Origin of the sequence: Bacteroides pyogenes (assembly GCF_014196225.1) — a bacterium.
GTDB lineage: Bacteria > Bacteroidota > Bacteroidia > Bacteroidales > Bacteroidaceae > Bacteroides > Bacteroides pyogenes_A.
Genome location: NZ_JACIDI010000001.1, coordinates 1 through 25,972, shown reverse-complemented (window position 1 = coordinate 25,972; position 25,972 = coordinate 1). Strand labels below are relative to the sequence as shown.

Here is a 25,972-nt window from a genome sequence, read left to right as displayed (position 1 = left end):
ACTAGAAAATAATGCTTGACACAGTTTATTTTACATTACCCACTATGAAAAATACCTCCTTACTTTTAACTGTGAGTTGAGATGACTTAAAAGCAACATAAAGCCCAATGGGGCATTATGTTTTCTTAGTATAGATACGTATTATATCTTTTTCTGGCGTAAAAGATGATATATAATTTATATTGTAAAGGATTTCAACTAATTGCATTGAATAATCTTTTTTTGGTATCGCTGGATTCTTCCCTCTTTTTGCTATCACACAATAAGGTTCGGGAAGGGTTTTGAGGAAAGTATCTATCTCTTCTTCCGTTAAATCATCCTTTTTAAGGATTGTCTGATTTATAATGTGATTTTTTTCTTCAATCCGTTTGGAATTAGCTAATATTTCACATAACACAGCATGATTCAAATCTACACTTTCTTGTTGTAATACAACGATAATTTGCTCAGCTAAATCTCGATTATCCTCAAGATGATCTGCTTGTACATATGGGAGCAGCGAACTTTTCTCTTTTATTGTTAGGTCTGTTGATCCGAATAATATTGATACTAAATCCTTTGAATAACTAATATCCGATGGTATCTTTAGATATTCCGATTTGCGGTTTAATAAATACTGTGCAAAAATTTCATCTCCAAAGGGCAATAACTGCTTTGTATTAAACTCATTATATTTAATCATTGAGTTTTGCAATAATAACCTTATCTTATCAGAGGTGAGATCAGATAGATCCTTTTCTCCAAATATCCATCTTTTGAATATAGGTAAGATACCTTTAAATACATTTATTGGAAGAGAATCTGTGGCAATAAGACAATGAAGCAAATCTTCTTCTATTTCTTCAGATGGGAAAGGGGACTTAATTAAATCGTCAATAAAGTTTTCTATGAATCGAAGTGATTTAAACTAATTGATCCAATGAGAAACAGCGTACTAATAGCTAAAATTGTTATATTATGGGTGACCAAACTCATTCATAACAATATCCCTATGTACGCTGTGTTGGACAAAGATACAATAAAAAGTGAAATATTGCCTCATTTATGTGTGGCCAAACGTGATTTCGTAACTCAAAGTAGTCTTGTTGAAATCGTAAATGCCATTCTTTATAAACTGAAAACGGGGTGTCAGTGGAAATATTTACCTGTAGATTCCCTGTTCAGTGACAAGGTTCTGACATATGGTGCGGTATTCTATCATTATAACAAATGGAGTAAAAAAGGTGAATGGAAGTCTCTTTGGCTTCATCTTTTGGATAAGCACCGTACGAAGTTTGATATGTCAAGTGTAGACCTTGACGGAAGTCATACGGTAGCTATGCGTGGTGGAGAGGAGGTTGGTTATCAGGGTAGAAAAAAGCGCAAGACAACCAACGCTCTTTATATTACAGACCGGCAAGGCATATCGGTTATCATGTCTTCGCCTAAAAGCGGCGAACATCATGATACTCATGACATAAAAAACGTAATCCGGTCTATGATGCATGACCTTGGGATTGCAAATGTCAGAACGGATGGTCTTTTCTTGAATGCGGATACCGGATTTGACTGTACAGCTCTCCGAAGTGTACTTGGCTGTCATGGAGTAGTCTCCAATAGCCGTATCAATAAAAGAAACAGGACTACCAATAATACCATTGTGGACGAACTGTTGTATGCTGAACGTTATGCCATTGAGAGGACCAATGCATGGATGGACAGTTACAGGACTATTTTAAATCGATTTGAAACAACGGTTAGGAATTGGGAATCATGGAACTATATTGCGTTTATGATAATTCTGCTAAGGAAATGTTTGAGAAAAAGAAAAGTTTAAATCACTTCAATACCTGACATATATGTATAATAAATGGGAGCGGAATTAATATCGCCCATACCCAAGAGAGGTCAATCTGCATTTGGGACATTTACAATACGGCAAGTCCGGATGGTCAAGTTTAAGAGCAAACGGTTCAGATGCGATTTGCCGGGCGTAGGAGTTGATACTCTTCGTGAATGTTTCTGTAGAAACTTCTCCGGTTTTTATTTCATGTAATTGACATTTCCACCTTCCGGTCACTCACATTGGCGATCATTTTCTCTTTCACGATACCATATACTTCCGGCCCTTTAGGAGTGGGAACCAGTGACCGTCCACTTCTTTCCACATAGCGTCAAACAATGAACAGGATTACTTTCTTACCAGATGCGGTTATTTCCTTTTATGGACTATGATAAAATACCCAATTATGGGTATTGATGAGTCTGAAAAAACTTGTCAACTTTGCAAAATAAAAATAAAAAGTGAATGAAAATGCTATATAATTTATTGGAAAAAGCAGCATCTGATGTGCCCCAGAAGGGTATTGTTATCGTCAATAATAGTCAAAGCGATATTTTCATAAGTTATTCGGAGCTGAGAGATAGATCTAAAAAGATAGCTTTTGTGTTACAATCTGTTTATCAGATAGAACCCGGTAGTAAGATTGTTGTATCCGTTGAAAGATCGGAAGATTTTATTTTATTGTTTTGGGGGAGTATCATAGCTGGGTGTGTGCCGATTTTAATGCCTTCCGTTCAGTTTAGCAATAAAAAAACGATTGCCTTTGAACGGTTGAATAATACGATTGAAATAGTTGGTGAAATGACTCTTATAACGAGTGATATCAATTTGTATGAGTCCTATAAATTAACGACTCACAGAGTGATATATTTTGAAGATATAATGCGACAATCTGATTTGTTAGAAGATTTTTCATTGCATAGATTGGAAATGAATACTTCCGATTTATGTGTGATTCAATTTTCGTCAGGAAGTACAGGCTCTCCGAAAGGGGTTATGCTAAATTTTAATAATATTTTGGCTAATCTGAAGTTGAAAACCCTTGCGGACGGAATAACGGCGGATGATATTCTGATTCATTGGATGCCCTATTTTCATGATTATGGCCTTTTCGGCAACCACCTGCTTTGTCTGTATAATCAAATTACGGAAATAAAAATAGAACCTTACTCCTTTTTACGAGATCCTTTGATTTTCTTGAAAAAAATCTCATCATATAAGGTTAGCATCTGTGGCGGAACGACTCCTTCCGGATTGGAGCTTCTGATTCAGAAGTTGAAGAGATCGTCTGACGAAGTAAAGAGACTCGATTTTTCTCGTGTGAAAACTCTTTCCATCGGAGCGGAGATGATCCCTTCTGATTTATACGGGCGCTTGTCTCCTCTTTTCGATTTGGGATTCGACCGGAGAGCGTTTCGCCCCGGATATGGAATAGCCGAAGCTACGCTGATCGTTACCTCCTGTCTGCCCGGTGAAGGCAATAAGACGATCCGGATCGACAGGGAGTTGTTTTATGACGGGATTATCCAGCCGACTGACGGAGACCGGAACTTTTGTGAGTTTATCAGCGCCGGCAAGGCTTTACCGGGCGTGCAGGTACGTATCGTGAAGAATGGCATATCACAGGGAAACATGGAGTTAGGAGAGATTCTGGTGAAAGGAGCCAGCGTCATGTCCGGCTATTACAATAACGAACGGGGCACGAAAGAAGTCTTGGAGGACGGTTGGCTGAGTACCGGCGATTTGGGTTTCTTTGATGATAACGGGATTCTCTATCTGGTCGGTCGTAAAAAGGAGATAATCATTGTGAATGGACAAAACTTCCATCCTTTCGATTTGGAAAACTGCGTTCTGGAGAAATTCGGTCTCTTGATCGAAAAATCCGTGTTTACTTCTTTCTATTCCACGGAAAAAGGCCGGGAGATCGTACTCCATTTCTTTGTCCTGTCAAAGAATATGCCGGAAGAGCAACTCAAGCGGTTGGTCCATGCGTGCAATGCGTTTTTGGCTGACAAGGTGGGATTTGCTCCGGAATATTCGATAAAGATTAAAAAAGGCGAGATACTCAGAACTTCAAGTTCTAAAATAAAGCGCAGGTTTATGGCACAGTGCTTCGAACAAGGGAAGTATGACAAATCGATCGTGAATTTAAATAAAGTAAGCAATGATATGGATTACGCTGAGATTATCGAAAATGTATGGTCTGATGTCCTGAAAGTGGACACGATCGGTCCGTCGGATCATTTTTTCTCACTGGGCGGAGATTCGATACGGAGCATGATGGCTGTTTCTACATTAGAAGAGCAATTGGGCATCAAATTGGAGAATAGTTTTTTCTACAAGTATCCTTCATTCGCTTCCCAGGTTCAATATCTGGAGGATTATTTCTCGAAAGAGATCGAATCTCCTGTCAATGAATTTGAATTGCTCGTCCGTGAGTTTGTCGGTGAAGAGTTGGGGATTCCTTTTTCCGAAATACAATATACGGAGAATCTCGTTGCCAAATCGGCTTCCTTTGCCATTGTATATCAGATGATGAAACGTTTGACAGATATTTTTAATCGGATAACATGGGAGGATATAAAGGATAAGACGTGTGTACGCGACATAGCCCGGGTCATAAAAGAACGGTACCAAATCCCGGAAGGGGATTCTTTCCCGTTGATGGATTTTCAGGAGACCTTGTTCTACCACAGTAAAAGTTTTATCCGTAATGAACCGACCGGATTGAGTTGTTATATCATCTGTCGAACGCAATTGAAGGGATATTTTGATCCGATATATTGGGAAAAGACTTTGAACCATGTGATCCGCTGTCACCCCTTACTGCATTCAATTCTTTCCGAAGAGTCGGATAAGCCGGAAATGATAACCCTTTCTCATTATCCGTCATTCAAGAGTTCTTATGAAGATCTGACTTCTATGAGCAAGGAGCAGCAGGAGGCTTTCTTTTTACGGAAAGATCAGGAAGATCATGACTATAGGTTCGATCTCAAGAAGTATCCTTTGTTTTATTGCAATGTGTATAAAACGGGAGAAAACGAACACGAATTGATCATACATATCGATCATCAGATCATTGATGGCTTTAGTTTTTTCCGGTTTCTGCAGGAGTTGACAACGACCTATGATCAGCTTGCCGCAGGAGAAGTGATCACGATCGAAAAGGAAAGCGGATTGCTCTTTTCCGATTATGTTTTTGTGGAGCGGTTCAGAAGACAGACGAAACGGTATCGGAACGCCATGGATTTCGCGTTGAAGGTGTTCAAGCATCTGCCTGAGAAAATAACGATTCCCATGAAGTGTCAGCCTTCGCTGATCGGGAAAGTGCATTTCCACACCTTGCATACAGAGTTGGATCCTGCGTTGATGAACAAGGTGTTCGAAGTCAGTTCTCATGTTCAGGGCGTATGCCTCAATTCCCTACTGATGGCATGTTATTTCAAGCTGATGAATCTATGGTCCGGGCAGAACGATCTTATCATTAACATGCCTGTATTCAACCGGGAGCAGCATTTACCCAATGCCCGAAATGTATTAGGGAGTTTTCTCGATATTTTCCCCGTTCGTATTCAAACGTCTCCGCAAGAAGCGATCGTCTCCATTGCACGCAAGATCGAGCGGTTTGTACGGGCTATGCTGGAATATCCGATTTCTTCCATCGAATTGTCAAGGAGGATAGCGGAGCAGGAAGGACTCAAGCAGAGTTCCTTGAGCGCTATTATTTTCAGCAATTCCATCAACATGCTTCCGAAAGGTGTCAGCCGTGCCTCCAAATACTTGACAATCGGTGCACCTAAGGTACAGACCGGTGCCCCCGGCACTTATATCGATCTTGTCATGTACACATGGGAGGATAAATGGTGCTTCGACTGGAATTATGTCCGAGAGCTGTTTGACATACAGTTTATCCGGCAGCTTTCCGAACAGTTCACGTCCATGCTTCGTCAGCTGGTCGATGATGCGGATGCTAAAAAGATCGAAGAACGTTCCTGTTCGAACATACTTCCGTTTTCTTATATGAGATTGCTGGAGCAGGTCAATAAGACGGAACATACGTACCCTGTTGAAACGATATATAACCAGATCGGCAGCATCGTGAAATCCTATCCGGACAGGGAGGCGATTTCTTATCGAGATGTCTCCTTGACCTATGCGGAATATTGGAAGAGAGCCAATCAGATGGCGCATTTCTTGCGTACGCTGGGCGTCGTGAGGAGCTCCAAGGTCGTCCTGTTGCTGAACAGAACCCTCGACCTGCCGATCGTACAGCTTGGGATCCTTCTTGCAGGAGGCGCATATGTGCCTATCGACCCGTCTTATCCTTCGGACCGGATACAGTACATGATACATGATTGCGGAGCGGAAGTTTTAATAACCCAAGGAGTGCATGCCGAGAATATCAACCGCTCCTGCGCCCCGAATATTAAGCATTGCGTGTTGCTTGAGGAGGATACTGTCTCTCTGCCGGATACCTATCAGCGGCATACTGCGGAAGAGATCGGGCGGCAGCCTGCAGAAGATATCGAGCTTTGCAATACTGCGGATGATTTGATTTATATGATCTATACTTCCGGATCGACAGGGCAACCCAAGGGAACGATGCTTAGGCATAGAAATGTCTCCAATTTCCTGCATTATGAAAAAGAGGCGTTTCATGTGAATTGTGAAAACCGTTTTGCCTTGATAACGTCCTATTCCTTTGATATGACTGTAACTTCCAGCTGGTTGCCTTTCGTTACGGGAGCTTCCTTGCATATTCTTTCGGACCATGAGACGAAGGATATAGAGACTCTCCTGCATTTCATCGATGAGAAGAGGATTAATTTCCTGAATGTGACTCCTTCCCACTTCTCCATGTTGGTGAATACGTTAGGTTTTTTGGATAAACCGGTGGACCTATCGCCCAGGATGACTGTCATGTTAGGCGCGGAGATCATCAATGTCTCCGATATAAACAGATGGCTGGAAAGCTATCCGCTGCACACATTTATCAATGAATATGGACCTACGGAAACAACGGTAGCTTCCACTTTCTATCCCATTCCGATCGGGGATGACGGCAAATGCCATTTGAATGTCGTTCCGATCGGGAAACCCATTTATAATACGCAGGTCTATATCTTAAATGACAATCTGGAATATGCGCTGCCCGAAGTGCCCGGTATTCTTTATATCGGAGGCGCCGGTGTGGCATGCGGCTATTTGAATAAGGAAGAGAAAACGAAATCCGTATTCATAACCAATCCGATCACGCATGAGGGCATTGTTTATAATACCGGAGATGTCGTGAAAATGACGTTGACCGGTGATATCGTTTTCGTGGGACGCAAGGATTTTCAGGTGAATGTCAGAGGATACAGAATCGAATTGGGCGAAATAGAGAATGCCTTGCTGAAGGTTCCCGGTGTCACAGAAGCCTGCGCCGAGATTCAATATGATGCGAACAAGCAGCCTGTGGTCGTTGCCTTCTATGTGACAGCGAACAACCGTGACTTGGACTATCAGGATATAATGTCCGTCCTGCAAATGAAGATACCCCATTATATGCTGCCTTCAGCCATGGCGAAAATAGAACAGATCCCTATTTCCGCCAATGGCAAGACTGATAAAAAGCAACTGCCGGATATTGCCAATCAAAAGCAGAATCTGGTCAAGAGGGATATCGTAAGTCCGAGAAATGAAAAAGAAAGATGGATTGCCCAAATATGGGAAAAAGTATTGGGATTGCCGGAAGTAGGCGTGTCCGATAATTTCTGGGAGATAGGAGGTGACTCCATCCGGTCCGTACGACTGATCAAGGAGTTGAAGGAGGCTGGCATGACCGACATAAAGCTGAAGGATCTGTTTGATAAACCTACGATTGCCGAACTGCTTGAACAGAAAGTTGAGCCTGTCAAAGCAGAGAACATCATTTGCATGAGAAAAAATGCTTCTCCGCGTGCCAAGCTCGTTTGCTTGCCTTACGCTGCGGGCACTCCCGGTATGTACACTACGTTTGCCGGAGATTTTACCGGCGGAATCGATCTGTACACGGTACAATATCCGGGGCACGGGGACGGACGCGAGATAAAGTCTTCTGTGGAAGAAGTTGGGGCCTTGTTAGCCGAGGAGCTGAAGGGAACCGATCGGGAAATACCGTTGTTTATCATGGGATATTCGTATAGCTGTTATATCGCCTATGATCTTTGCAAGCGGTTCGAGCAGGAGAATATTCCGGTACGCGGCATTATCATGATAGGAGGAACTCCTCCTACCCTGCGTGACGATTTGATGCAATTCTTCTCGAATGACGATACGGCTCTTCTGGATTATTCGCGTGCAAAAGACCTGCTGAATGAGGAGTTGATCGCCACCTTGTCAGAAGAAGAAAAACATGAGTATCTGCATGAGTTGAGAATGAATACGGTCGCGATGGTCCATTACGAATTTCTTGATTTCAAATTGAAGACGCCTTTGTGTTCCATTGTGGGAAGGGAGGATGAACCGACGATTCGGGATAATCAACCCTTATGGAAGGAGTATTTCCAAAAGGTCTCTTTCCATGAATTGCCGGGAGGGCATGTGCTCATTACCAGATATCACGTGGAACTGGCAGCATTGGTCATGAAATATATTGAGTCGCATGTATTATAGCTCTTTATTCCGACTCCCAGACATGGCCGTGGAAATGGTCGAAGGCACGCCTTTTGCCACAGGCGGATTCCTTTTTCAAGAGGAAAGAACTCTTGTCAGAGATTCCTGGTCGGAAGTACGCCTGAAAACGTTCATTTTGGGACGTTGTGCCGCACATTCTGCTTTGTTGGCCTTGAAAGAGAAAGCTTTTCCTGTATTGAAGGGGGAAAAGGGAGAACCTATATGGGCAGGGGACATGGTCGGCTCTATTTCCCATAAGGATACGGTCGCGGTGGCTGCTGTCGGGAGGAAGAAGAAATATAAGGGGATTGGAATCGATATCGAGGATCGGACAATCGCATTGACCGAAAAGGAATATGCCTTATTCTGTACGCCGGAAGAGATACGGCATATCAAACGAAAAACATTTTCTCCCGTTGATATATTTTCGCGTAAGGAGGCTGTATGGAAGGCTTATTATGTGGTAGCTCATGCTGCGTATGATTGGATGGATATCGACACGATCCAGGTGTCAGAGAGGTCTGATATGATTAAGATGTATATGTTTAACAAAGGTAAATTTGTAATAAACGTATGTTGTATAGAAAAGGAAAGCTGATTTTGACCATTATGGGAATCTGTTGTGTCCCGATGTTGTCCTGGGCACAAACCTTTTTGTCCGGTCGCGTCATCGACAAGAAGACGAATGAGCCGGTTGCTGGTGCTTCCGTATATATACGGGAAAGCCAGACAGGAGACAATACGGATGAAAAAGGACTTTATAAAATCAAGCTGTCCCAAAGCGGGACATATCTTGTGGAGGTCTCATTCATCGGATATAAGACGATAAAACAATCCGTTCCGGTCGATGGGAGTACGATGAAGAACTTTCTGCTGGAAGAGAGTTCAAAAGTACTGAACGAGGTTCTGGTGAAAGCCTCCGTACAGCAGGCAGAGATCAACCAGATCCGTAAAAGTCCGATGGCCGTGACGGTTGTCGACGGAGCGAAGTTGAGAGGCCGTTCGAGCGGGATCGAAGAAATACTCAGTCGTACTTCCGGGCTTAAAGTTCGGAAATCGGGAGGACTGGGCAGTGCCTCGCGTATGTCGGTACACGGTTTGGAAGGGAAACGGGTCGCGGTCTATATCGACGGCTTCCCGCTCAATAGTCCGGACGGCTCGTTCGATATTAATGACATACCGATCGATGTGATCAAATATATTGAGGTGTACAAGGGTATCGTGCCGGCCGAATACGGAGGAGACGGATTGGGAGGAGCCATCAATGTCGTGACAAGGGAAGACGATTGCGACCTTATCGGTTTTACGCAGGAATTTGCTTCCTTCGGAACTTCGAAGACGCTTGTCAGTACGAAAAAATTATTTACCAAGCCGGGAATACAGGTCAGCCTCGCTTTATTCAACAATAAGTCTGATAATGACTATACGATGACGTGGCCTGTCTTCGAGACCAATCTTCCTCCGTCCGAATACCGGAAGGTAAAGAGAAACAATGATTATTACAGATCGACATTCTATCATGCCGGTATCGCATTCACTAAGTTGTATTTCGACAAATTGGAGTTCGAATGCGCCCTGTACAACAACAAGAAAGGCATCCAGTCCTTGAATTTTGACTCCCGGCATGCTTATACGTACGGGACCAATACGATGCCGACTCTTGTGATGGAAAAGAAAAACTTCCTGTTGCAAGGGCTGGAATTGAAATCGGCCCTTGTCGTACCGATTATACAGACTTATTTTGTGGATACGGTCCGGTCCAGAAAGCAATGGGATGGCAGTATTACGCCGTCGATGGGAGAGACGGAAGAAAACCTGTTCAACAACTCACAGGACAAGCAGTTCGAACTGAGAGATAAGATCAACTTGAAATATGAGCGGGGAAAACATACTTTCAATGCGAATAATCAGTTCGCCTATTCCAATTACAGGCCGAAAGATGATTATATGAAGAGCTATTTGGGGTTTGATCCGAGCGCTTTTCCCAGTAAAATGATCGGTAATACGTTGGGATTATCCCATGTATATATGGAGATGCACAATCGGTTGCAGAACTCCTTGATGCTGAGTCTGTATTGTTTAAATTCCCGGATTTACCGAACAAGCGATAAGCTGACGGAAGATGGTTCGGGGGGCAAGATCGAGCCGAAGGTGACGAGCATCAGCAAGTTTTATTATGGTTTCAGCGAAGGCATCAGCTACGAGTTTTTTAAGGGGATAAGGGGCAAGGTCTCATTTTCGCATAATGTTCGGATTCCGGATGCGGGTGAACTGTTCGGCAACGGGATAAGCATAAAACCTTCGGTCAGTTTGCGCCCGGAGAGAGGAGACAATCTGAATGTCGGGCTTGTCGTAGACAAGCAGCATATAATGGGCTTGTCGCGTGTACAGCTGGAATCAAATCTGTATTATATGTATATAACGGATATGATCCGGCTTTTCCCGGCAGATCTTCAGGCTATCTACACTAATTTGGGAAAGACAAGCATCATGGGATTCGATGTGGATCTAAAGGTCGATCTCACCCCCGACATCTATGCTTATTTCAATATGACGCTTCAGGATATAAGAGACCGGTTGAAATGGACGTCCGCCGATAGGACGCTGGAAAACCCCACGTATAGGAAGAAGGTTCCGAATATCCCTGATTTCTACTTCAATTATGGAGCGGAATATCATGCCGAAGGGATATTGGGCAAGCATGAACTGTCGAGAATATACGTAGATGCCTCCTATGTCGGGGCGTTCGACTGGGGCTGGCAAATGAGTTCTTTGCCGGAGCAGCGCAAGAAATGGATCATTCCGAGCAGCCATCTTTTTACGGTGGGATTGCAGCAGTCTTTCTGGCATAACAATGTCTCGCTGGGATGCGAGATCGAAAATCTCTTCAACAAGGAGAACTATATGGAGTTCAAGAAGCCTTTGCAGGGACGGACATTCAAGGTGAAGTTGAGGTTCAATCTGTTCCGTGACAAGACTTCCGGCGGGGCAATGAGTTTGTAATCTTATTATTAATAACCTAATTTTTGAATAGTATGAGAATGAAAAAGAATTCATTATTTGCAACGATTCTGTTGCTTTCTTCTTTCTGCATTTCATGTGAGAAAGATGATCCTACTCCTTCATCAAGTGAAGAAGATGCAGGGTTTGTTCACAGTGTCAATGTCGGAGACAACACCTATATCAGTCTGTTTAAAGACTTGAATGTCGGTGAAGTGGATACGGATAAAGCGCAGATTCTTGCGAAAGGTGCGTTTACCTATGTCCATAAAGATAAGGTATATGTGACGGATACGGAATATTTCTATAAGTATGCGGTAAACAGAGGCAATCTTGTCCAGGAGGGACAGACCTTGATATTCCCCGCCGGTGCGAAGGCGGTCTTCATCTCTTTCGTCTCGGATACCAAGGCGTATGTGTCTTGTCTCGGTCTGGGCAAACTATGGATTATAGATCCGTCGACAATGAAGAAGACGGGCGAGATCGATTTGTCAGAGTTCGCGATCGGCAAGGAGAGCGGAGACAACAACCCCGAACCCGCTAGTTCCATCATCAGAGACGGCATTCTGTATGTATCGCTAACGCAATTGAGGTCCCAATTCAACCCCAATGCGGGTTCGCACATTGTGCTTATCGATACAAAGACAGACAAGCCCATCAAGATGATTAGCGATGATAGGGCTACCATGGTGTCGTCAATGACTCCTGCCGGCGATCCGTTTATCGATGAAAAAGGGGATATTTATTTTTATAGCGTAGCCATGTTCGGCTATGTCCCGAACCTGAAGGAAGGTTTCCTGCGTATTAAGAAGAATGAGCAGGAATTTGATAAGTCGTATTATTTTCCCGTCTCAGACAAGGATATTCCCGGTGTGAAGGGCAGTAAGGCGTCTTACGTTTACAACAAAGTGTACGCAGGAAACGGAAAAGTGTACGCCTATCTGAACATTCCGGGAGCGATGAGCAATCCGCCCGACTATGTCAATGATAAATCTATGCAAGCCTTTGAAATCGATCTCTATGGCGAAACGTTGAAGAAACTGGATTTTGACGGTACAACGGGATGGGCTACCTCTGTCTGCAAGGCTGGAGATGCTATTGTCTGGGGTATGGCTTCGACGTTAGGCACGGGATACTATATCTATCATATGAAGAACGGAAGTTATGAGAATATGAAGATCAAGACCGTCGGAGCGCCTTATATGATCAGTAACTTGAAATAAACGACAGAGAAGTGTGCCGGCCTCTGTCCTATCGGTCGGCACCTCTCTTTTTGCAAACCATCGAGATGAAAAAATATGAAGATCTGATTTTCATTCAAAGCGTAATAGGCGGGGTATTTGTGATCGTTTGTGACTATTGGGTGCAAATGACCACCGTAGAGACGACCTATTTCGTTTCGAAATTATTATCGTTGGACAGTATGGTTTTGAACTTGTCGTCGTATGGATGTGTTTTCCTGTTTCCTTTCTGGATCACCGGCGTGTACTTCGTGTACAAGACAATGTGCAGAGTCAATAGGCGGGTGGCACTTCTCTGTTCGGCTTCTATCGTATATTCTTTGTTGATGTTGGCTTTTTTCCATTATAGTTATGCCATAATCTATCGGATAGGCATGTCTGGAACGATGGATGTGGCCGGTATGGATTGGCAAGTATTGGTTGCGTCCAATCTGCCCTTCTATCCTTTTATGTTTATTTTGCTTCCGGTCAGTTGGCTGGTCGTCGGATTTAGCAATTTTTCGGCTAAGGCCGTGGTACCCCGTTGGTCCATTGTGATGAATCCGGTTATGTTGACTCTTATTTCGTCTGTTATGGTCTGGATTGACCCGCGTGCGGAATGCCTTCAGCCCGGGATTTTCAGCTTGGGGGTCACTTCCTATTATGCCATCTGCTGGATGAGTCTGAAGAAAGAGAGAAATTTATGTGTAGAAAGAAAGTTTTAGTCGTTGGCGGTACAGGGGTTGCCGGACGATTCATTGTCGATTATTTATTGTGTGATTATGAGGGTTGCGAACTGTTTGTTTCCTCGAGGGGCATTCATGAGATACCAGATAAAAGAGTCGGATTCATAAAGATGGATATACACGATACGGAGGCATTGAATGCCGTCATCTGTCAATTCGATGTCGTCATATTGGCTCTTGGTCCTTTTTCTTCCGTAGGAATGGAAGTCTATAGGGTTTGTTTGAGGAATCATGTCGTTTGTATAGATATCAATGATGACTATAAGCATGCTGAATGCCTACTGGATTTGAGAAACAGAAATGCCACCGATTTCCGTGGAACGATTTTCACCGGAATGGGATTATGTCCCGGATTGACGACCTTCATGCTGGAGTATGCGGCGGAATATTTGAAGAAACCTGCTTCGGATGCCTGCTCGCGTATCTATTTCGGAGCGGGTGTGGCTTCGGGAATGGCTTCGATTATGAATATGTTTGAGGGGTTTAAGGAGGATATAAGGGTAATTTCTGCAGGGAATGTCAAAAAGATGAACCCGCGTAAATACCCGTGGAACAGGACCTTTTCTTTTGACAGCTTTCATACTCATCTGCCCTTGATCTATTTTTCCAGCCCGGAGGTGAAGACGATACGGCGAGCCGATCGTTTGAGGGCGTTGCGGAATTTTGATTGCGCTTTCCATCTGCAACATCTTCCGATGGGTATAGTCCCGTTGCTGAGAAAGAGCTCCCTGATCAGAAGGCTGATTTGTAAAATGGTGAATAAGCAGCAGAACCGGTTGGATAAAAATGCAAGGAATGAAAAGGCGGTGATAGCCTATGTTTCCGTCAAGAACCAAACCGCGACGGTGAAATGTTCTTTGCATTCGGATTCTTCCTTCCGGCTGACGGGAGCCTTCTGCGCCACGATTGTCCTTCTGATAATAAAGGGACGGATTCCAGTCGCTCCGGGTGTGTTTTCATTTGAAGAGATGAATGTCGATCTACCTCTGCTGAATGAAACGCTCGAAGACAACGATATACACGTATCCATAAGGAAATCGGGCTATGACGAATTCTAGACATATCGGAATAATAGGTGGAACGGGAACAATCGGTGCCGTCATCGTGGAGCAGTTGGCTCGGTTGAAGGCTTGTCCGCCCCTCTTGATCGGCAGCCGGAAAGTTCAGGAAGAGATACCTGTCGACAGATCCGGGAATAACGAACGATTTGAATATTGCCGGGTAGACTATCGGAATGATGCGGAACTGGCAGATTTCTGTTCACGCTGTCTGCTGGTCATCAATGCGGCCGGTCCTTCGTTTGAGATCCGTGACAAGATAGCCCTGGAGGCGCTGAAGAACCATTGTCACTACATGGATATCGGAGGATATGACCTCTTGCCCGAACTCTTGGAGTCTTACCAGGAAAAGATAGAAAGCCGGAATCTTTGTTTTGTTACGGGAGCGGGCTGGATGCCCGGTATTTCCGGCGTATTTTCTAAAGCTGTGATAGAAACTCATATGGACAATCCAGAAAAGACAGAGTTTACGATCTATTACGGGGCAGTCGACAACTGGTCATACGCTTCGACCTATGATCTTGTCGCGTCTTCGACGGGGGAGGTACGTTCCTATGCCTATTCTTATGGAGAGAGAAAAGCCGTTTCTCCTTTCCGGCATACCCATACGGTCCTCTTCCCTTTCATCGGGCATAAAAAGATCTGCATGCCGCTGTTTGGTACGGAATTGGGCCGACTGGCCCTCTCGTTGAAGCAAATTAGGAGCCTGTCGGCCTTTGTCATGATCAATGACTATGTTTCGATGGGGAAATTCATGTCATTGAAACTCTTCTACCGGAATCGGTTGGACTGGGCTATACGCATGTTGCAAAAAGATTATCGTCGCCTTGTCAAAAAGGAGAATAAATGGGGAAGCGTTGTCTGCCGGGTTTCCGAGGCTGGAAGGGATGCGGATCGATACTACTATTTGTACACGCATTCCAATCTGTTATGGACGGCCTTGCCGGCTGTCCTCGCGACCCGGTATATCCTGGAGGGCAAAGTGAAAAGCGGATTGAATTGTCTTTGTGATGCAGTGGATTGCCGATCTTTTATGTCGGATCTGAATGCGTATGGAATAAAATATAGGTGTTATGAGCAAAAGAAATAAACGGAAAATACTTGTCTGCATGCTGTGGCTGTGCGTGATAGCATGTTTTACCGGCTTTCCATGGATATTCTTTCCGTGGGATGTCATTCATACCTACATGGGGATCCATGATGCGCCGTCTGCAATGACACTCGTCCTGTTTCGGGCGGAATGCTTATTCTTCGGTTTTTTCTGTATCTATTTTCTGTTCTTGAGAAAGGTGGAGAAATATAAGAGCCTCATTCGGTTCTGCTCTTTCTTAGTTGCATTTATGGGGTTTTATATGCATTTACTGAAGCTGCGGACAGGTATCGAGCATGTCTCATCCGACTACGAACCCGTGGTTTGGCTTGTCATCGGCAGCTGCATGTTCTACTTGAACTCCGGGATCGACGGCATGATGCCTGAAAAACGGAAGTTGCCTGTCCTGACCCCTTTGTTCCGGATACTGAGCGGGATATTTCTATTGCATATAGTCAGTATCCTGTTCCCGGAATGGGCCTGGGACGCGATGTTCACAACACCTTATGCTTCCGTTTCCGCCTATGACAGATATACATTCGGAATGGTTAGCGGTTTCACGGCTTTTTCCTCCGTGATCCTGTATTATGTAAGCAGCAGGATTCTTTTTTTCATGAACTTCGCTAAGTCGATCCTTGTCTTCTCTCTTCTCTATTTCATCGTTTTTTTCGTATGGGGAAGTCCTGGGGATTCGTACAGGCCGCTATGGGTCGTGTATATGTCGCTGGCCGAGGTCTTGAATGTGATCGGAGTTTATTATATATTTAAAAGAAGATAATGATATGGAAAATAAGGAAGGGCAGGTTGATGATTTGATCACGTCGATTCCCGGAGAGTGGAAGTTCGATGAACAGGTATCGCAACACTTTGACACGCATGTGAGAAAAAGCGTCCCTCTGTACGAGGAAGTGCAAAAGGCGGTCATTGAGATGAGTGAGTGGTTTATCCGAGACAACAGCGTCGTGTATGATCTGGGGTCTTCTACCGGCGAGACGATCTCTCTCCTCTTGCAGAAGCATGCGAGGAAAAGGAATGTGAGACTGATCGGAGTGGAGGAGAGCTTGCCCATGATTGAGATCGCAAGGAAGAAATGCGATAGCGAATGCGTCCAGTTCTTGCAGCAAAACATAGAGGATATCAATGAATTTATAAGCGTAGACTTGGTCCTATCCCTCTATACGTTACAGTTTTTGCCTTTATGGAAAAGAAAAAAGGTGGTTCAGCGGATCTATAACGGATTGGTAGAAGGGGGCGCCTTTATATTGGTGGAGAAAATAAGGGCGGAGAACTCTTTGTTCGAAGATATCTGGAACGACTTGTATTGGGATTTCAAGCAGGAGAACGGATTGAACGAGCAACAAGTTATCAAGAAGTCGCAAAGCCTGAGAGGGGTTCTGATCCCCTTGAGCCTGACGGAAAACCTGAAACTTCTTTCCGATGCCGGTTTCCAATATGCGGATACGTTTATAAAGTGGCATAATTTCGCTGGTGTCATAGCCGTCAAGATGCCTTCCAAGCGTACTGCCGAAGATCGTGATGACATTATGGATACGGATAGAAATAACAAGGCACAACAATGAATAATAGTTTGATCATCCATATAACAATAAGTCTGTTTTCGCTTAGCGGACTGCTTATTTACTACTATGCGTTCCGGTTGGGGCGCAAAAAGTATGAGTTTAAGATGGAAACCGTATCTCGGCTTCCTGAAAAATTATACTTCCTGAGTGTTTATCCCGCGCTTATCTGGTATGCCCTTCCCTTTGTGGAACAGCCGAGGATACATGGCCTGTATGATTGGCTGGACGGGCGATTCACTCTTTTCAATGTCATATATGTCCTGCTCTCTGCCGGATTTTTCGTCTATTTCTTCTGCATTTGGGGGAAGAAGTCCGTTTCGCAGAATATAGAAGCGACCAAAAGTGCATTCTATGCGCCCAGCAGGCTGTTGACGGACGGGTTGTACGCGAGGATACAGCATCCGATGATTATCGGAGATCTGCTAGGGCATTTTTCTTTGGTCCTATTGGCCGGAGGGATCTATACTTGCGCTTTGTTTCCGCTCTATATATTCATTGACATGTGTATGATAAAGATACAGGTGAAGTATTCTTTAGAGCCTTATTTTAAGGCTGAACTATCGGTCTACAGAAAGAAAACGCCGGCTCTCCTGGACCGTGAATTGATGTGCATCGCCTTGTTCATGCTTGCATTGTTCGTGTCTAATTATTTAATTTATAATGATATAATATGATAGGTTTAAGTTGGGCCCTGCAAATACTTCTGGCTATCGTCTCGATGCTTATGCTGATTCCTTATTATGTAGCGTTTAGGTTCGGGAGTCATAAGTATATGACGAAAGCATTGGATTTGTCCCGCAGTAATCCATACACACGGATGTACTATTCAGGTTTTTTCATATCGCTCCTCTGGTACGTGATGCCTTTTTTGGAACAGCCTCGTTTTAAGTTGAATGTCTTTTCATTGTTCGAAGCGGAAGTCATATTGTGGGAAAACGGCTTTTACGCGATAGTCCTTGTCGCGTTGATCGTCTATTTCATGTCGGTCTGGGGGAGCAGGGTCGTGAATTATAATCTGAAGGTGACGAAAGACCGCTTCCTGCACCCTGCGGCCTTAATGACGAAGGGTCCTTACGGGAAAGTGAGGAATCCGATGATAATGGGGGATTTGTTTTGCCATCTGAGCTTTATCCTTTTGCTTGGCGCCGTCTATACACTGTGCTTATATGTGGTTTACATATGCATTAATGTCGCGATAGTCCATATTGAGAATAAATATTCCGTCTATGTCCATTTCAAGAACGAATATATGGAATATGCCAGGAGGACTCCGGCTTATCTCAATCGGGAATTAGGTTTATTCGCCATTCTTTATCTAGCGATGATCTTCATGAATATCTGTCTAACGAAATGGGATGTTTGAAATGCGTAATGAAGAAGAAGAAGGAAGGCTTATCCAGGTTGCTGGAAATTGCAGGTGAGAAAAAAAGTTTGTTGTTCTTTTCGGGACTGTTATCCGCTATCAGCGCATTGTGCGCGCTTGTCCCGTTTTGGGCTATCTATGAGATATTGAAGGAATTGCTTATCCATGCTGCCGATCTGTCGGCGATCGGTTCGGTTTTCATGGTTCGTTGGGGCTGGCTGGCTTTTGCCGGCCTGGTCATGGGAGTCCTGTTCCTGTATGCAAGCCTAATGTCTTCCCATATCGCGGCTTTCCGTATTTTATACGGATTGAAAATGAGTCTTTCGGACCATCTCGGACAATTGTCTCTGGGGTATCTGAATTCAACATCGGTGGGATGCGTGAAAAAGATCATGGAGCAGAATGTCGAGAAAATCGAACATTTCATTGCCCATACCATTCCTGATATCGTGAATGTCCTTGCAACGATCATCTTCATGTTCATCATCTTCTTTTCGCTGAACGGATGGATGGCTTTGACGGCTTTGGCATGTATCTTTCTCAGTCTTGGCATGCAGTTCTCCAATTTCATAGGCAAAAGGGCTGCCGAGTTGACAAAAGCCTATTTCGATGTGCAGGAGCGCATGAGCGCTTCGGCCGTCCAGTATGTGAGAGGGATGCCGGTCATTAAGATCTTTGGACAAAGCGTGCGTTCTTACCGACAGTTCTATGCGGAAATAGAAGCCTATAAGACCTTCGCTTTACAGTGTTGTAACAATTATCAGAACGGCATAATCGCCTTCATCATTCTGTTGAATTCAATCGTTACATTCATTCTTCCCGTCGGATTGCTGATCTTGAGTTCCGATCCGGGGAATATTTCTTTGGCCGCCATTTACCTCTTCTTTATCGTGATGGGGCCCGGGGTCGCCTCTCCCGTATACAAACTCGCCTTTTTGTCTTCCGGGACCGTGGAAATCAACGAAGGTGTCAAGCGGATCGACCGGATATTTGAGGAAAAGACATTGCCGGAACCGGCTGTCCCCGAGATACCTCGAACGTATGATGTCGAATTCAGGAACGTCAGTTTTGCCTATGAAGACAAAGAGATCATGACCCGGAAAGAGGCTTTGAAGAATGTTTCTTTCATCGCCAAACAAGGAGAAATAACGGCTTTGGTCGGACCGTCGGGCTCGGGGAAGTCGACTATCGCCAATCTGATCCCCCGTTTTTGGGATGTCTCTTCCGGAGAGATTCTGATCGGTGGTGTGGACATCAGGAAGATTGCTTCGCCCAGGCTGCTCGAGATCGTATCGTTCGTATTCCAGGATATCTTTCTTTTCAATGATACCATCTATGCGAATATCGCGGCAGGAAACGAGCAGGCAAGCCTGTCGGATGTCATGCAGGCGGCCCAGGCGGCCCAGTGTGACGAATTTATCCAAAAACTTCCCGAAGGATATGAGACGGTTATCGGCGAGCATGGCACTTGTCTCTCCGGAGGAGAGGCACAGCGTATCTGCATTGCCCGGGCGATTCTGAGAAATTCTCCTGTTCTGGTATTGGATGAGGCCACCGCTTTCGCCGATCCGGAGAATGAGTATAAGATACAACAGGCCCTGCAGAAACTGATAAGGGGTAAAACGGTTATAATCATCGCTCATCGGCTCTCTTCCATCGCGTCGGCCCACCAGATCCTGGTTTTTAAGGAGGGGCATTTGGTCCAGAAAGGGAAACATGATGAATTGCACGCGGCCCCCGGTGTCTATAAGAATATGTGGGAGGCTTATATTCATGCCCATGCCTGGAAGTTGGATCTAAAAAGATAGAATGAAAATGGTTACGGATGCTATAAGAAATATTACGATAGGTCGTCCCTGGCTTTTGTATAAGCCGGTAGGATATACGATGCTGGCCAATTTTATAAATATAATTCCCTTTTGCCTTTCTATAGAGGTGATCAATACGCTTTTCAGTGCCTTCGACGGGACGGGGACGCCTTTGGAGGTCTCCAGGCTGTGGATGCTGATTGCAATCATGTATGTGTATATTGTTCTTATGGTTTGGGGTGAAAAGAAATCCTACCATGCCAACTTCCAGGAAGCATACCGGATGAGCGCGGAGGGGCGTGTCGCGCTTGCGGAACATTTACGCAGGCTCTCCCTCGGTTCTTTCTACAAGAAAGATTCCGGCGAACTATCTTCCATGCTGATAACTGATTTTGCGATGGCCGAACAAGGTATGTCTCATCATCTTCCCCGGTTGCTTGGGGCGTTGGTCATGCCGTTGTTCGCTTTTTTAGGTTTGCTGTTCGTGGACTGGCGTATGTCGGTGGCTATGTTCATCGCGCTTCCGGTCTCTTTTTCGGTTCTTCTCTTGACTTCCGATATCCAGCGCAAGCTGGGGCAGACCCAGATTGCGGCGAAGATACGTTCCGGCAGCAGGATGGAGGAATACCTGCAGGGCATACGGGTAATCAAGGCCTATAATATGACGGGGAAGAAGTTCGCCCGTTTACGGGAAGCGTTCGACCAGCTCAAGCGCGCGAATATCAAAACGGAGGCGCTGATCGGGCCGATCGTCATGTTGTCCGTAACCCTTCTCCGGTTCGGGCTTACGCTGATGATCCTCTGCGGCACTTACCTCCTGATCGGCGGTGCGCTTTCGGTGTCTGTTTTCGTGATGTTCCTTATTGTAGGGTCCAGGGTCTTTGATCCGTTGACCTTGGCCTTGATCAATCTGGCGGAATTCCGTTATTATTCCATTGCCGGCGAACGCATACGGACCTTGTTGGATGAACTGGAAATACCGGGCACGAAGGACGCGCCGGACCGGGGAGATATTTATTTCCGGGATGTGAGCTTCAGATATGATGAGGCAGAGGTTCTGCACAATATCAATATTACCATGCGCCAAGGCTCCCTGACAGCCCTTGTCGGACCTTCGGGAAGCGGGAAGAGTACGCTGATGAAGCTTTGTGCCCGTTTTTATGATCCCTCGGAAGGTACGATCATGTTCGGGAACAGAGATATCCGGGAAGTTGACCCTGAAAAGCTTATGCAACGCATCTCGATGGTCTTTCAGGATGTATATCTGTTCCAGGATACGATAAAGAACAATATCCGTTTCGGAAAAGAGAATGCCACGGACGCCGAGATCATGGCAGCCGCGAAAAAGGCCCAATGCCATGATTTCATCATGCAGCTGCCCATGGGATACGATACGAGGGTCGGCGAAGGCGGATGTACTTTGTCCGGAGGGGAAAAGCAGAGGATTTCGATTGCGCGCGCCATATTGAAGGATGCACCGGTCATTCTGCTGGATGAGGCGACCGCCTCTCTCGACCCGGAAAATGAGGTGGAGATCCAAAGCGCCATCAATTCCCTGATACAGGGCAGGACCGTCATCGTCATCGCCCATAAGCTGAGGACGATAAGCGATGCCGATCATATCATCGTTCTGGATAACGGGTACGTCGTGGAACAGGGGACTCATGAACTGTTATTGGAAAACAAGGGGCTGTATGCCCGCTTGTGGGAAATACAGGAAAAGTCGTATGGCTGGAAAGTTGATAACACGGAGGAGGCATGGCGGGAACGCACGATTAACTTATTGCATTCGGATTGACTTTGCTGACCGGCCTTTCTACCGATACCGGCAGCCTGATCGCTTTTCTGACGAAACATACGAACAACCGCTTTCTATCCTGTGCACTGGGACTTTCGGCAGGCGTGATGGTCTCTATGTCTCTTTCATGGAGCTTATGCCGGAATCCGTGGTCCTGTTGTCCGATCTGTATATCGAGTGGGAAGCCACAGTCTACATGCCGGCGGCGTTTTCCCTAGGTATCGGTGTCATTGCGCTGATAGACAAATCTGTTCCGGAAGATGAGAATCCACATGAAATGCACATGGATTCGGGAGGTGATTATCGTATTGGGTTGAAACGGAGCGGAATCATGATAGCATTCGCCATCGGCATCCATTATTTTCCCGAAGGATTGGCTACCTTTACATCGCGTTGAAGAAGAGGGAAGTCACCATACCGATCGTTTTGCCATTGCCATTCATAATATTCCGGAAGGGATGGCGGTTTCGGTCCCTGTCTACCATGCGACCGGAAGTCGGAAGAAGGCTTTCGTGTATTCTTTTTTATTCGGGATGGCAGAACCGATAGAGGCTTTGATCGGCTATCTTTTCCTGCCCCTTTCTGAACTGCTTCGCTGAATACCCTTCTGTTTGCTTTCATTTTCGGGATCATGGTGTATATCTCGTTTGATGAATTATTGCCTGGGACGGAAAAATATCATCATTGGGGGCGTGGTTGCGGGAATGGCCGTTATGGCTTTCAGCCTTTTGCTGTTGTAATATATATATGAAGACATTAGTGTCCACTAAAAATCGCTAAGCGTTCTTTGAAATCATTGATATTTAGATAATTGTAGAGAAAATCCGAGAGAATGGACTTGAATTGGCGAGGAGCACAATCTTTTTTCATATCTTATGATATGTTTAAAGATAAGTATGTATTCGCTCAACCTACATCCTTCTTGGATAGAAGCAAGTTTAATCGTATTGTTGCCAAGTATCAAGGCGACAAATACGTCAAGTCCTTCACCTGTTGGAATCAACTCCTCGCTATGATGTTTGGCCGGCTTTGTTATCGTGAAGGTCTTCGAGACCTCATAGTTGCATTGCAAGCACATCAAGAGAAGTGGTACCATCTTGGATTGGGTAAATCCGTTACTCGTAGCAATCTTTCGAAAGCTAATGAAAACAGAGATTACCATATCTTTGAAGACTTCGCATACTACATGGTCGAGCAAGCTAGAACAAAACCTATCAAATGGAGAAGACGAATGCCTAAAAATGTCCTTTCCGACTCAGAAGGGATATTGACTGTTTATAAGTCCTCAAAGGACTATCCGATCAAAATCCGTAAGGTTGAGTATTGGGATGAAGAACAGAATCGTCAATTCGTTTTCCTTACAAATGCTTTTGATTTGACCGCTCTTCAAGTTGCCCTACTTTATAAAAACAGATGGCAGGTCGAGTTATTTTTCAAATGGCTCAAGCAACATCTGAAGATAAAAAAGTTTTGGGGAACTTCAGAGAATGCAGTACGAATCCAGGTCTATTGCGCCATCATATCGTACTGTCTTGTTGCTGTCGTTCAGCACGACATGCAACTTGAAAGAAGCATATATGAGGTACTTCAGATCCTTAGCATTTCACTTACCGACAAGTCTCATTTGGTTGATCTCTTCAGTCAATCTAAATTCAATAATGTCAAAGATCAAAGTGGTCTTGATGGACTTAGTTTGTTTGATAATTTTAACTTTTAACCTGTCCAATAATTTTTAGTGGACACTAGTGATATGAAGAAAATAAATAAGAGATGAAACAGAAACATGCATTTGATAATGTCGTGGCGGAAACCTTGCTGATCCCGCTCTATATGCGGGCAAAGGAAAGCCGTCGCGGAGAAAGTGCCATCTTGAAGGATGAGATGGCCGAAGAGTTGGCAGATAGTATTGAATATGATTATTCAAAACTGGATGAGGCACGGTTGAGTGAAGTGGGGTGCGTGATACGCGGCTGGTATTTCGACAAGGCTGTCCGCCGGTTCATTGCGGAGCATGACTGCCCGATTGTCGTGAACGTAGGGTGCGGTCTCGATACACGGGCGCAACGCATCGGGGATGATGGCTGTACCGTCTTCTATGAATTGGATCTGCCGGAGGTCATCGTTTTGCGGCGTAAGCTTATACCGGAGCCGGTGAACGACCATTATCTGGCAGCTTCGTTGCTGGAAACAAGATGGATGGATGAGCTGAAGAAGAGGCATCCTGACGGCGATTTCATCTTTGTGGTGGAAGGCGTATTGATGTATTTCTACGAAGAGCAAGTGCGCCTCTTTTTGCGGGAGGTGGCCGCTCGTTTTTCCGGAGGGGAGCTGTGGTTCGATGTCTGCGGCACGACCATGTATCGCCGGGGTCTCAAACCAGATTCCTTGCGTGGGCACAAAGCCGAAATACGCAGTGGCATCAGTGACGGGCATTTACCTACGCGGTGGGTTCCTTCTCTCGCCCTTATCGAACAGGCTAACTACATGAAGTTCTTCCGTCCCCGCTGGGGGATCCTGTTCGGCCAGGTTTTAGGACGGATGAAGAAAGTCTGCTATAGATTCAGCTCGATGCTGGGCTATCGTATCGAATCTTCTGCTAGTGATTAAGAGTGTAATACAGTATCTTTTTTGACAAGGAGAAAATCTAGTTTGGAATAAACGATGTCGTTCCTGAAGAGTAGCGTGGCTTTTCCAGTAATTATGTATTGTCGGATTTTGGACTTGTTTTTAATAAAAAATATTAAAAACTCCTGTAGGTGCAAAACTCGGAGCGAAGTGAACAATCTCCCCCCCCAGATGGAGCGTGATGTTGTTCATGCTGATAAATACAAGGCTGATATCTATTCTATGGCAAAAACTATTTGGATAATATTGACAAGCGATATGAAATCATTTGAAAGACATATATACCTAATTCGGTTATTAGTCTACGTCAATACATGTCAGATGACATATATCTCTATCCTTTGGAAAAACTATTGCCACAATGTACTGATTACAATGGAGACACCCATCCTAATGCGATGGAATTGAAACAGCAAATTACAGACTGGATTAATATTAACAATAGTTTGAGTCGTCAAAATCTTTTGCAATGGCAGGAAGTACAGGAACAATTATTTCCAACAATGGTTCCAACTCATGCTGAATGGCATAATATTAATGATATTGTAAATGTGCTGGAACTACTGAGGAAATACAACAGCCCAAATCACGCTTTTTCCCTGATGCTGGTTGGCTTGACCTTACAAGTGCGGACTTGTCTCATGGAACAAGCCCGGCAGGCTGCCGCCGAAGGTGTTGGCTTGACCTTACAAGTGCGGACTTGTCTCATGAGAAAGCATTGTATAGAATTACATTCAATGGCTTGGTGTATGTTGTCAAGCCCCAAAGATTGTCATTTGAGTTTATCAACAACGAAATAGGATAGAATTATTTTTCTTTGGAAACAGAACCATTGGAAGCCATTACTCCTAATTATCCGGAGGAATATTGTTCAGAAGAATTCTGTGAAATGTCTCCATTGAATTACCAACCTCCTGAACTTCTAGATTATCTGTCAAAAGATGAAATGGACAGGATTCATCCCCGACATATAACCAGGTATTTTCGTGGAAGTTTTGTGATGTTTCATAAAGATTCCATCTATAATCATTTCATTTCTCAATATAAAGGTGAGCATGAAAAACTTGGGCTACAACAATTCCGTACTCAAATATCCCAACTGGCTTATAAGTATAAAGGTAAAAAAGAAGCGTAAGCCTCCGGTAAAGTACGTATTGCAAAATACAAAAAATTAGTCCCGACTGGGCACGATTCGTTCAGATTCGCCTCCGAGTCGGGACTAATAG

The 25,972-nt window shown here is 44.6% G+C and carries 21 protein-coding genes and 1 pseudogene; 20 read left to right on the top strand and 2 right to left on the bottom strand.

What is annotated here, in order from left to right; genetic code table 11:
* Positions 1-115 precede the first annotated feature (115 nt).
* Complete coding sequence (locus tag GGR07_RS00100) at positions 116-682, bottom strand: hypothetical protein (protein ID WP_039972742.1); 567 nt, start codon at positions 680-682, stop codon at positions 116-118.
* A 237-nt stretch (positions 683-919) separates the two neighbouring features.
* Here GGR07_RS00100 and GGR07_RS00095 point away from each other — a divergent pair, with 237 nt between their 5' ends.
* Positions 920-1,816, top strand: a complete 897-nt coding sequence (locus GGR07_RS00095) for an IS5 family transposase (protein WP_081724044.1) — start codon at positions 920-922, stop codon at positions 1,814-1,816.
* Positions 1,817-1,894: 78 nt separating this feature from the next.
* Here the strand turns inward: GGR07_RS00095 and GGR07_RS14015 are convergent.
* Positions 1,895-2,150 (bottom strand): annotated as a pseudogene (locus tag GGR07_RS14015) (DNA topoisomerase III); the annotation flags it as partial.
* Positions 2,151-2,287: 137 nt separating this feature from the next.
* Between GGR07_RS14015 and GGR07_RS00090 the strand changes: the two are divergent.
* From GGR07_RS00090 to GGR07_RS00005, 19 genes are all read left to right on the top strand, one after another.
* Complete coding sequence (locus GGR07_RS00090; RefSeq protein ID WP_122056522.1) at positions 2,288-8,458, top strand: non-ribosomal peptide synthetase; 6,171 nt, start codon at positions 2,288-2,290, stop codon at positions 8,456-8,458.
* Positions 8,459-8,480: 22 nt separating this feature from the next.
* Positions 8,481-9,056, top strand: coding sequence for a 4'-phosphopantetheinyl transferase family protein (locus tag GGR07_RS00085; protein WP_260167992.1), 576 nt, complete (start codon positions 8,481-8,483; stop codon positions 9,054-9,056).
* Entirely contained in the window at positions 9,032-11,461 is a 2,430-nt protein-coding gene (locus tag GGR07_RS00080; protein ID WP_256680572.1) for a TonB-dependent receptor, read from the top strand. The genes GGR07_RS00085 and GGR07_RS00080 overlap by 25 nt, the downstream gene beginning before the upstream one ends.
* A 38-nt stretch (positions 11,462-11,499) precedes the next feature.
* On the top strand, positions 11,500-12,681 hold the full coding sequence (locus GGR07_RS00075; protein ID WP_034543543.1) for a YncE family protein: 1,182 nt from the start codon (positions 11,500-11,502) through the stop codon (positions 12,679-12,681).
* 65 nt (positions 12,682-12,746) lie between these two features.
* Entirely contained in the window at positions 12,747-13,403 is a 657-nt protein-coding gene (locus GGR07_RS00070) for a DUF6796 family protein (protein ID WP_034543522.1), read from the top strand.
* Positions 13,382-14,482, top strand: coding sequence for a saccharopine dehydrogenase family protein (locus tag GGR07_RS00065; RefSeq protein ID WP_034543523.1), 1,101 nt, complete (start codon positions 13,382-13,384; stop codon positions 14,480-14,482). The genes GGR07_RS00070 and GGR07_RS00065 overlap by 22 nt, the downstream gene beginning before the upstream one ends.
* Positions 14,469-15,572: a saccharopine dehydrogenase family protein gene (locus GGR07_RS00060; protein WP_034543524.1), complete on the top strand. Its 1,104-nt coding sequence runs from the start codon at positions 14,469-14,471 to the stop codon at positions 15,570-15,572. Before GGR07_RS00065 ends, GGR07_RS00060 begins: the two co-directional genes overlap by 14 nt.
* Positions 15,556-16,350, top strand: coding sequence for a hypothetical protein (locus GGR07_RS00055; protein ID WP_034543525.1), 795 nt, complete (start codon positions 15,556-15,558; stop codon positions 16,348-16,350). Before GGR07_RS00060 ends, GGR07_RS00055 begins: the two co-directional genes overlap by 17 nt.
* Positions 16,351-16,354: 4 nt before the next feature.
* Positions 16,355-17,152, top strand: a complete 798-nt coding sequence (locus tag GGR07_RS00050) for a methyltransferase domain-containing protein (protein ID WP_021644135.1) — start codon at positions 16,355-16,357, stop codon at positions 17,150-17,152.
* Positions 17,149-17,826 (top strand): hypothetical protein, encoded by a 678-nt coding sequence (locus GGR07_RS00045; protein WP_034543527.1) that lies wholly within the window; start codon positions 17,149-17,151, stop codon positions 17,824-17,826. Before GGR07_RS00050 ends, GGR07_RS00045 begins: the two co-directional genes overlap by 4 nt.
* The gene (locus GGR07_RS00040) at positions 17,823-18,515 is read left to right on the top strand and encodes a methyltransferase family protein (protein WP_034543529.1); all 693 of its coding nucleotides are present in this window, start codon (positions 17,823-17,825) and stop codon (positions 18,513-18,515) included. The genes GGR07_RS00045 and GGR07_RS00040 overlap by 4 nt, the downstream gene beginning before the upstream one ends.
* Before the next feature lie 8 nt (positions 18,516-18,523).
* Complete coding sequence (locus GGR07_RS00035) at positions 18,524-20,323, top strand: ABC transporter ATP-binding protein (RefSeq protein ID WP_034543545.1); 1,800 nt, start codon at positions 18,524-18,526, stop codon at positions 20,321-20,323.
* Between the two features lie 7 nt (positions 20,324-20,330).
* Positions 20,331-22,121: an ABC transporter ATP-binding protein gene (locus tag GGR07_RS00030; protein WP_051990639.1), complete on the top strand. Its 1,791-nt coding sequence runs from the start codon at positions 20,331-20,333 to the stop codon at positions 22,119-22,121.
* A gap of 136 nt (positions 22,122-22,257) precedes the next feature.
* On the top strand, positions 22,258-22,518 hold the full coding sequence (locus GGR07_RS14010; RefSeq protein ID WP_316928472.1) for a ZIP family transporter: 261 nt from the start codon (positions 22,258-22,260) through the stop codon (positions 22,516-22,518).
* A gap of 61 nt (positions 22,519-22,579) precedes the next feature.
* Positions 22,580-22,720 carry a hypothetical protein gene (locus GGR07_RS14125; RefSeq protein ID WP_338065884.1) on the top strand — a complete coding sequence of 47 codons (141 nt, stop codon included), beginning with the start codon at positions 22,580-22,582 and terminating at the stop codon, positions 22,718-22,720.
* 281 nt (positions 22,721-23,001) lie between these two features.
* Positions 23,002-23,838, top strand: coding sequence for a DUF4372 domain-containing protein (locus GGR07_RS00020; protein WP_034543547.1), 837 nt, complete (start codon positions 23,002-23,004; stop codon positions 23,836-23,838).
* Positions 23,839-23,891: 53 nt separating this feature from the next.
* Positions 23,892-24,728, top strand: a complete 837-nt coding sequence (locus GGR07_RS00015) for a class I SAM-dependent methyltransferase (protein WP_122056521.1) — start codon at positions 23,892-23,894, stop codon at positions 24,726-24,728.
* A gap of 359 nt (positions 24,729-25,087) precedes the next feature.
* Positions 25,088-25,546 (top strand): hypothetical protein, encoded by a 459-nt coding sequence (locus tag GGR07_RS00010; RefSeq protein ID WP_147298137.1) that lies wholly within the window; start codon positions 25,088-25,090, stop codon positions 25,544-25,546.
* Positions 25,547-25,563: 17 nt separating this feature from the next.
* The gene (locus GGR07_RS00005; protein WP_183200451.1) at positions 25,564-25,881 is read left to right on the top strand and encodes a hypothetical protein; all 318 of its coding nucleotides are present in this window, start codon (positions 25,564-25,566) and stop codon (positions 25,879-25,881) included.
* The last annotated feature ends 91 nt before the right edge of the window (positions 25,882-25,972 follow it).

Bases quoted from the DNA above. Each gene is read 5' to 3' on its own strand.
- GGR07_RS00035 (WP_034543545.1), top strand. From the start codon at position 18,524: ATGAAGAAGAAGAAGGAAGGCTTATCCAGGTTGCTGGAAATTGCAGGT.
- GGR07_RS00060 (WP_034543524.1), top strand. From the start codon at position 14,469: ATGACGAATTCTAGACATATCGGAATAATAGGTGGAACGGGAACAATC.
- GGR07_RS00070 (WP_034543522.1), top strand. From the start codon at position 12,747: ATGAAAAAATATGAAGATCTGATTTTCATTCAAAGCGTAATAGGCGGG.
- GGR07_RS00080 (WP_256680572.1), top strand. From the start codon at position 9,032: ATGTTGTATAGAAAAGGAAAGCTGATTTTGACCATTATGGGAATCTGT.
- GGR07_RS14125 (WP_338065884.1), top strand. From the start codon at position 22,580: ATGGCGGTTTCGGTCCCTGTCTACCATGCGACCGGAAGTCGGAAGAAG.
- GGR07_RS00020 (WP_034543547.1), top strand. From the start codon at position 23,002: ATGTTTAAAGATAAGTATGTATTCGCTCAACCTACATCCTTCTTGGAT.
- GGR07_RS00030 (WP_051990639.1), top strand. From the start codon at position 20,331: ATGGTTACGGATGCTATAAGAAATATTACGATAGGTCGTCCCTGGCTT.
- GGR07_RS00015 (WP_122056521.1), top strand. From the start codon at position 23,892: ATGAAACAGAAACATGCATTTGATAATGTCGTGGCGGAAACCTTGCTG.
- GGR07_RS00065 (WP_034543523.1), top strand. From the start codon at position 13,382: ATGTGTAGAAAGAAAGTTTTAGTCGTTGGCGGTACAGGGGTTGCCGGA.
- GGR07_RS00095 (WP_081724044.1), top strand. From the start codon at position 920: ATGAGAAACAGCGTACTAATAGCTAAAATTGTTATATTATGGGTGACC.
- GGR07_RS00045 (WP_034543527.1), top strand. From the start codon at position 17,149: ATGAATAATAGTTTGATCATCCATATAACAATAAGTCTGTTTTCGCTT.
- GGR07_RS00085 (WP_260167992.1), top strand. From the start codon at position 8,481: ATGGCCGTGGAAATGGTCGAAGGCACGCCTTTTGCCACAGGCGGATTC.
- GGR07_RS14010 (WP_316928472.1), top strand. From the start codon at position 22,258: ATGCCGGAATCCGTGGTCCTGTTGTCCGATCTGTATATCGAGTGGGAA.
- GGR07_RS00075 (WP_034543543.1), top strand. From the start codon at position 11,500: ATGAAAAAGAATTCATTATTTGCAACGATTCTGTTGCTTTCTTCTTTC.
- GGR07_RS00040 (WP_034543529.1), top strand. From the start codon at position 17,823: ATGATAGGTTTAAGTTGGGCCCTGCAAATACTTCTGGCTATCGTCTCG.
- GGR07_RS00100 (WP_039972742.1), bottom strand. From the start codon at position 682: ATGATTAAATATAATGAGTTTAATACAAAGCAGTTATTGCCCTTTGGA.
- GGR07_RS00050 (WP_021644135.1), top strand. From the start codon at position 16,355: ATGGAAAATAAGGAAGGGCAGGTTGATGATTTGATCACGTCGATTCCC.
- GGR07_RS00090 (WP_122056522.1), top strand. From the start codon at position 2,288: ATGAAAATGCTATATAATTTATTGGAAAAAGCAGCATCTGATGTGCCC.
- GGR07_RS00055 (WP_034543525.1), top strand. From the start codon at position 15,556: ATGAGCAAAAGAAATAAACGGAAAATACTTGTCTGCATGCTGTGGCTG.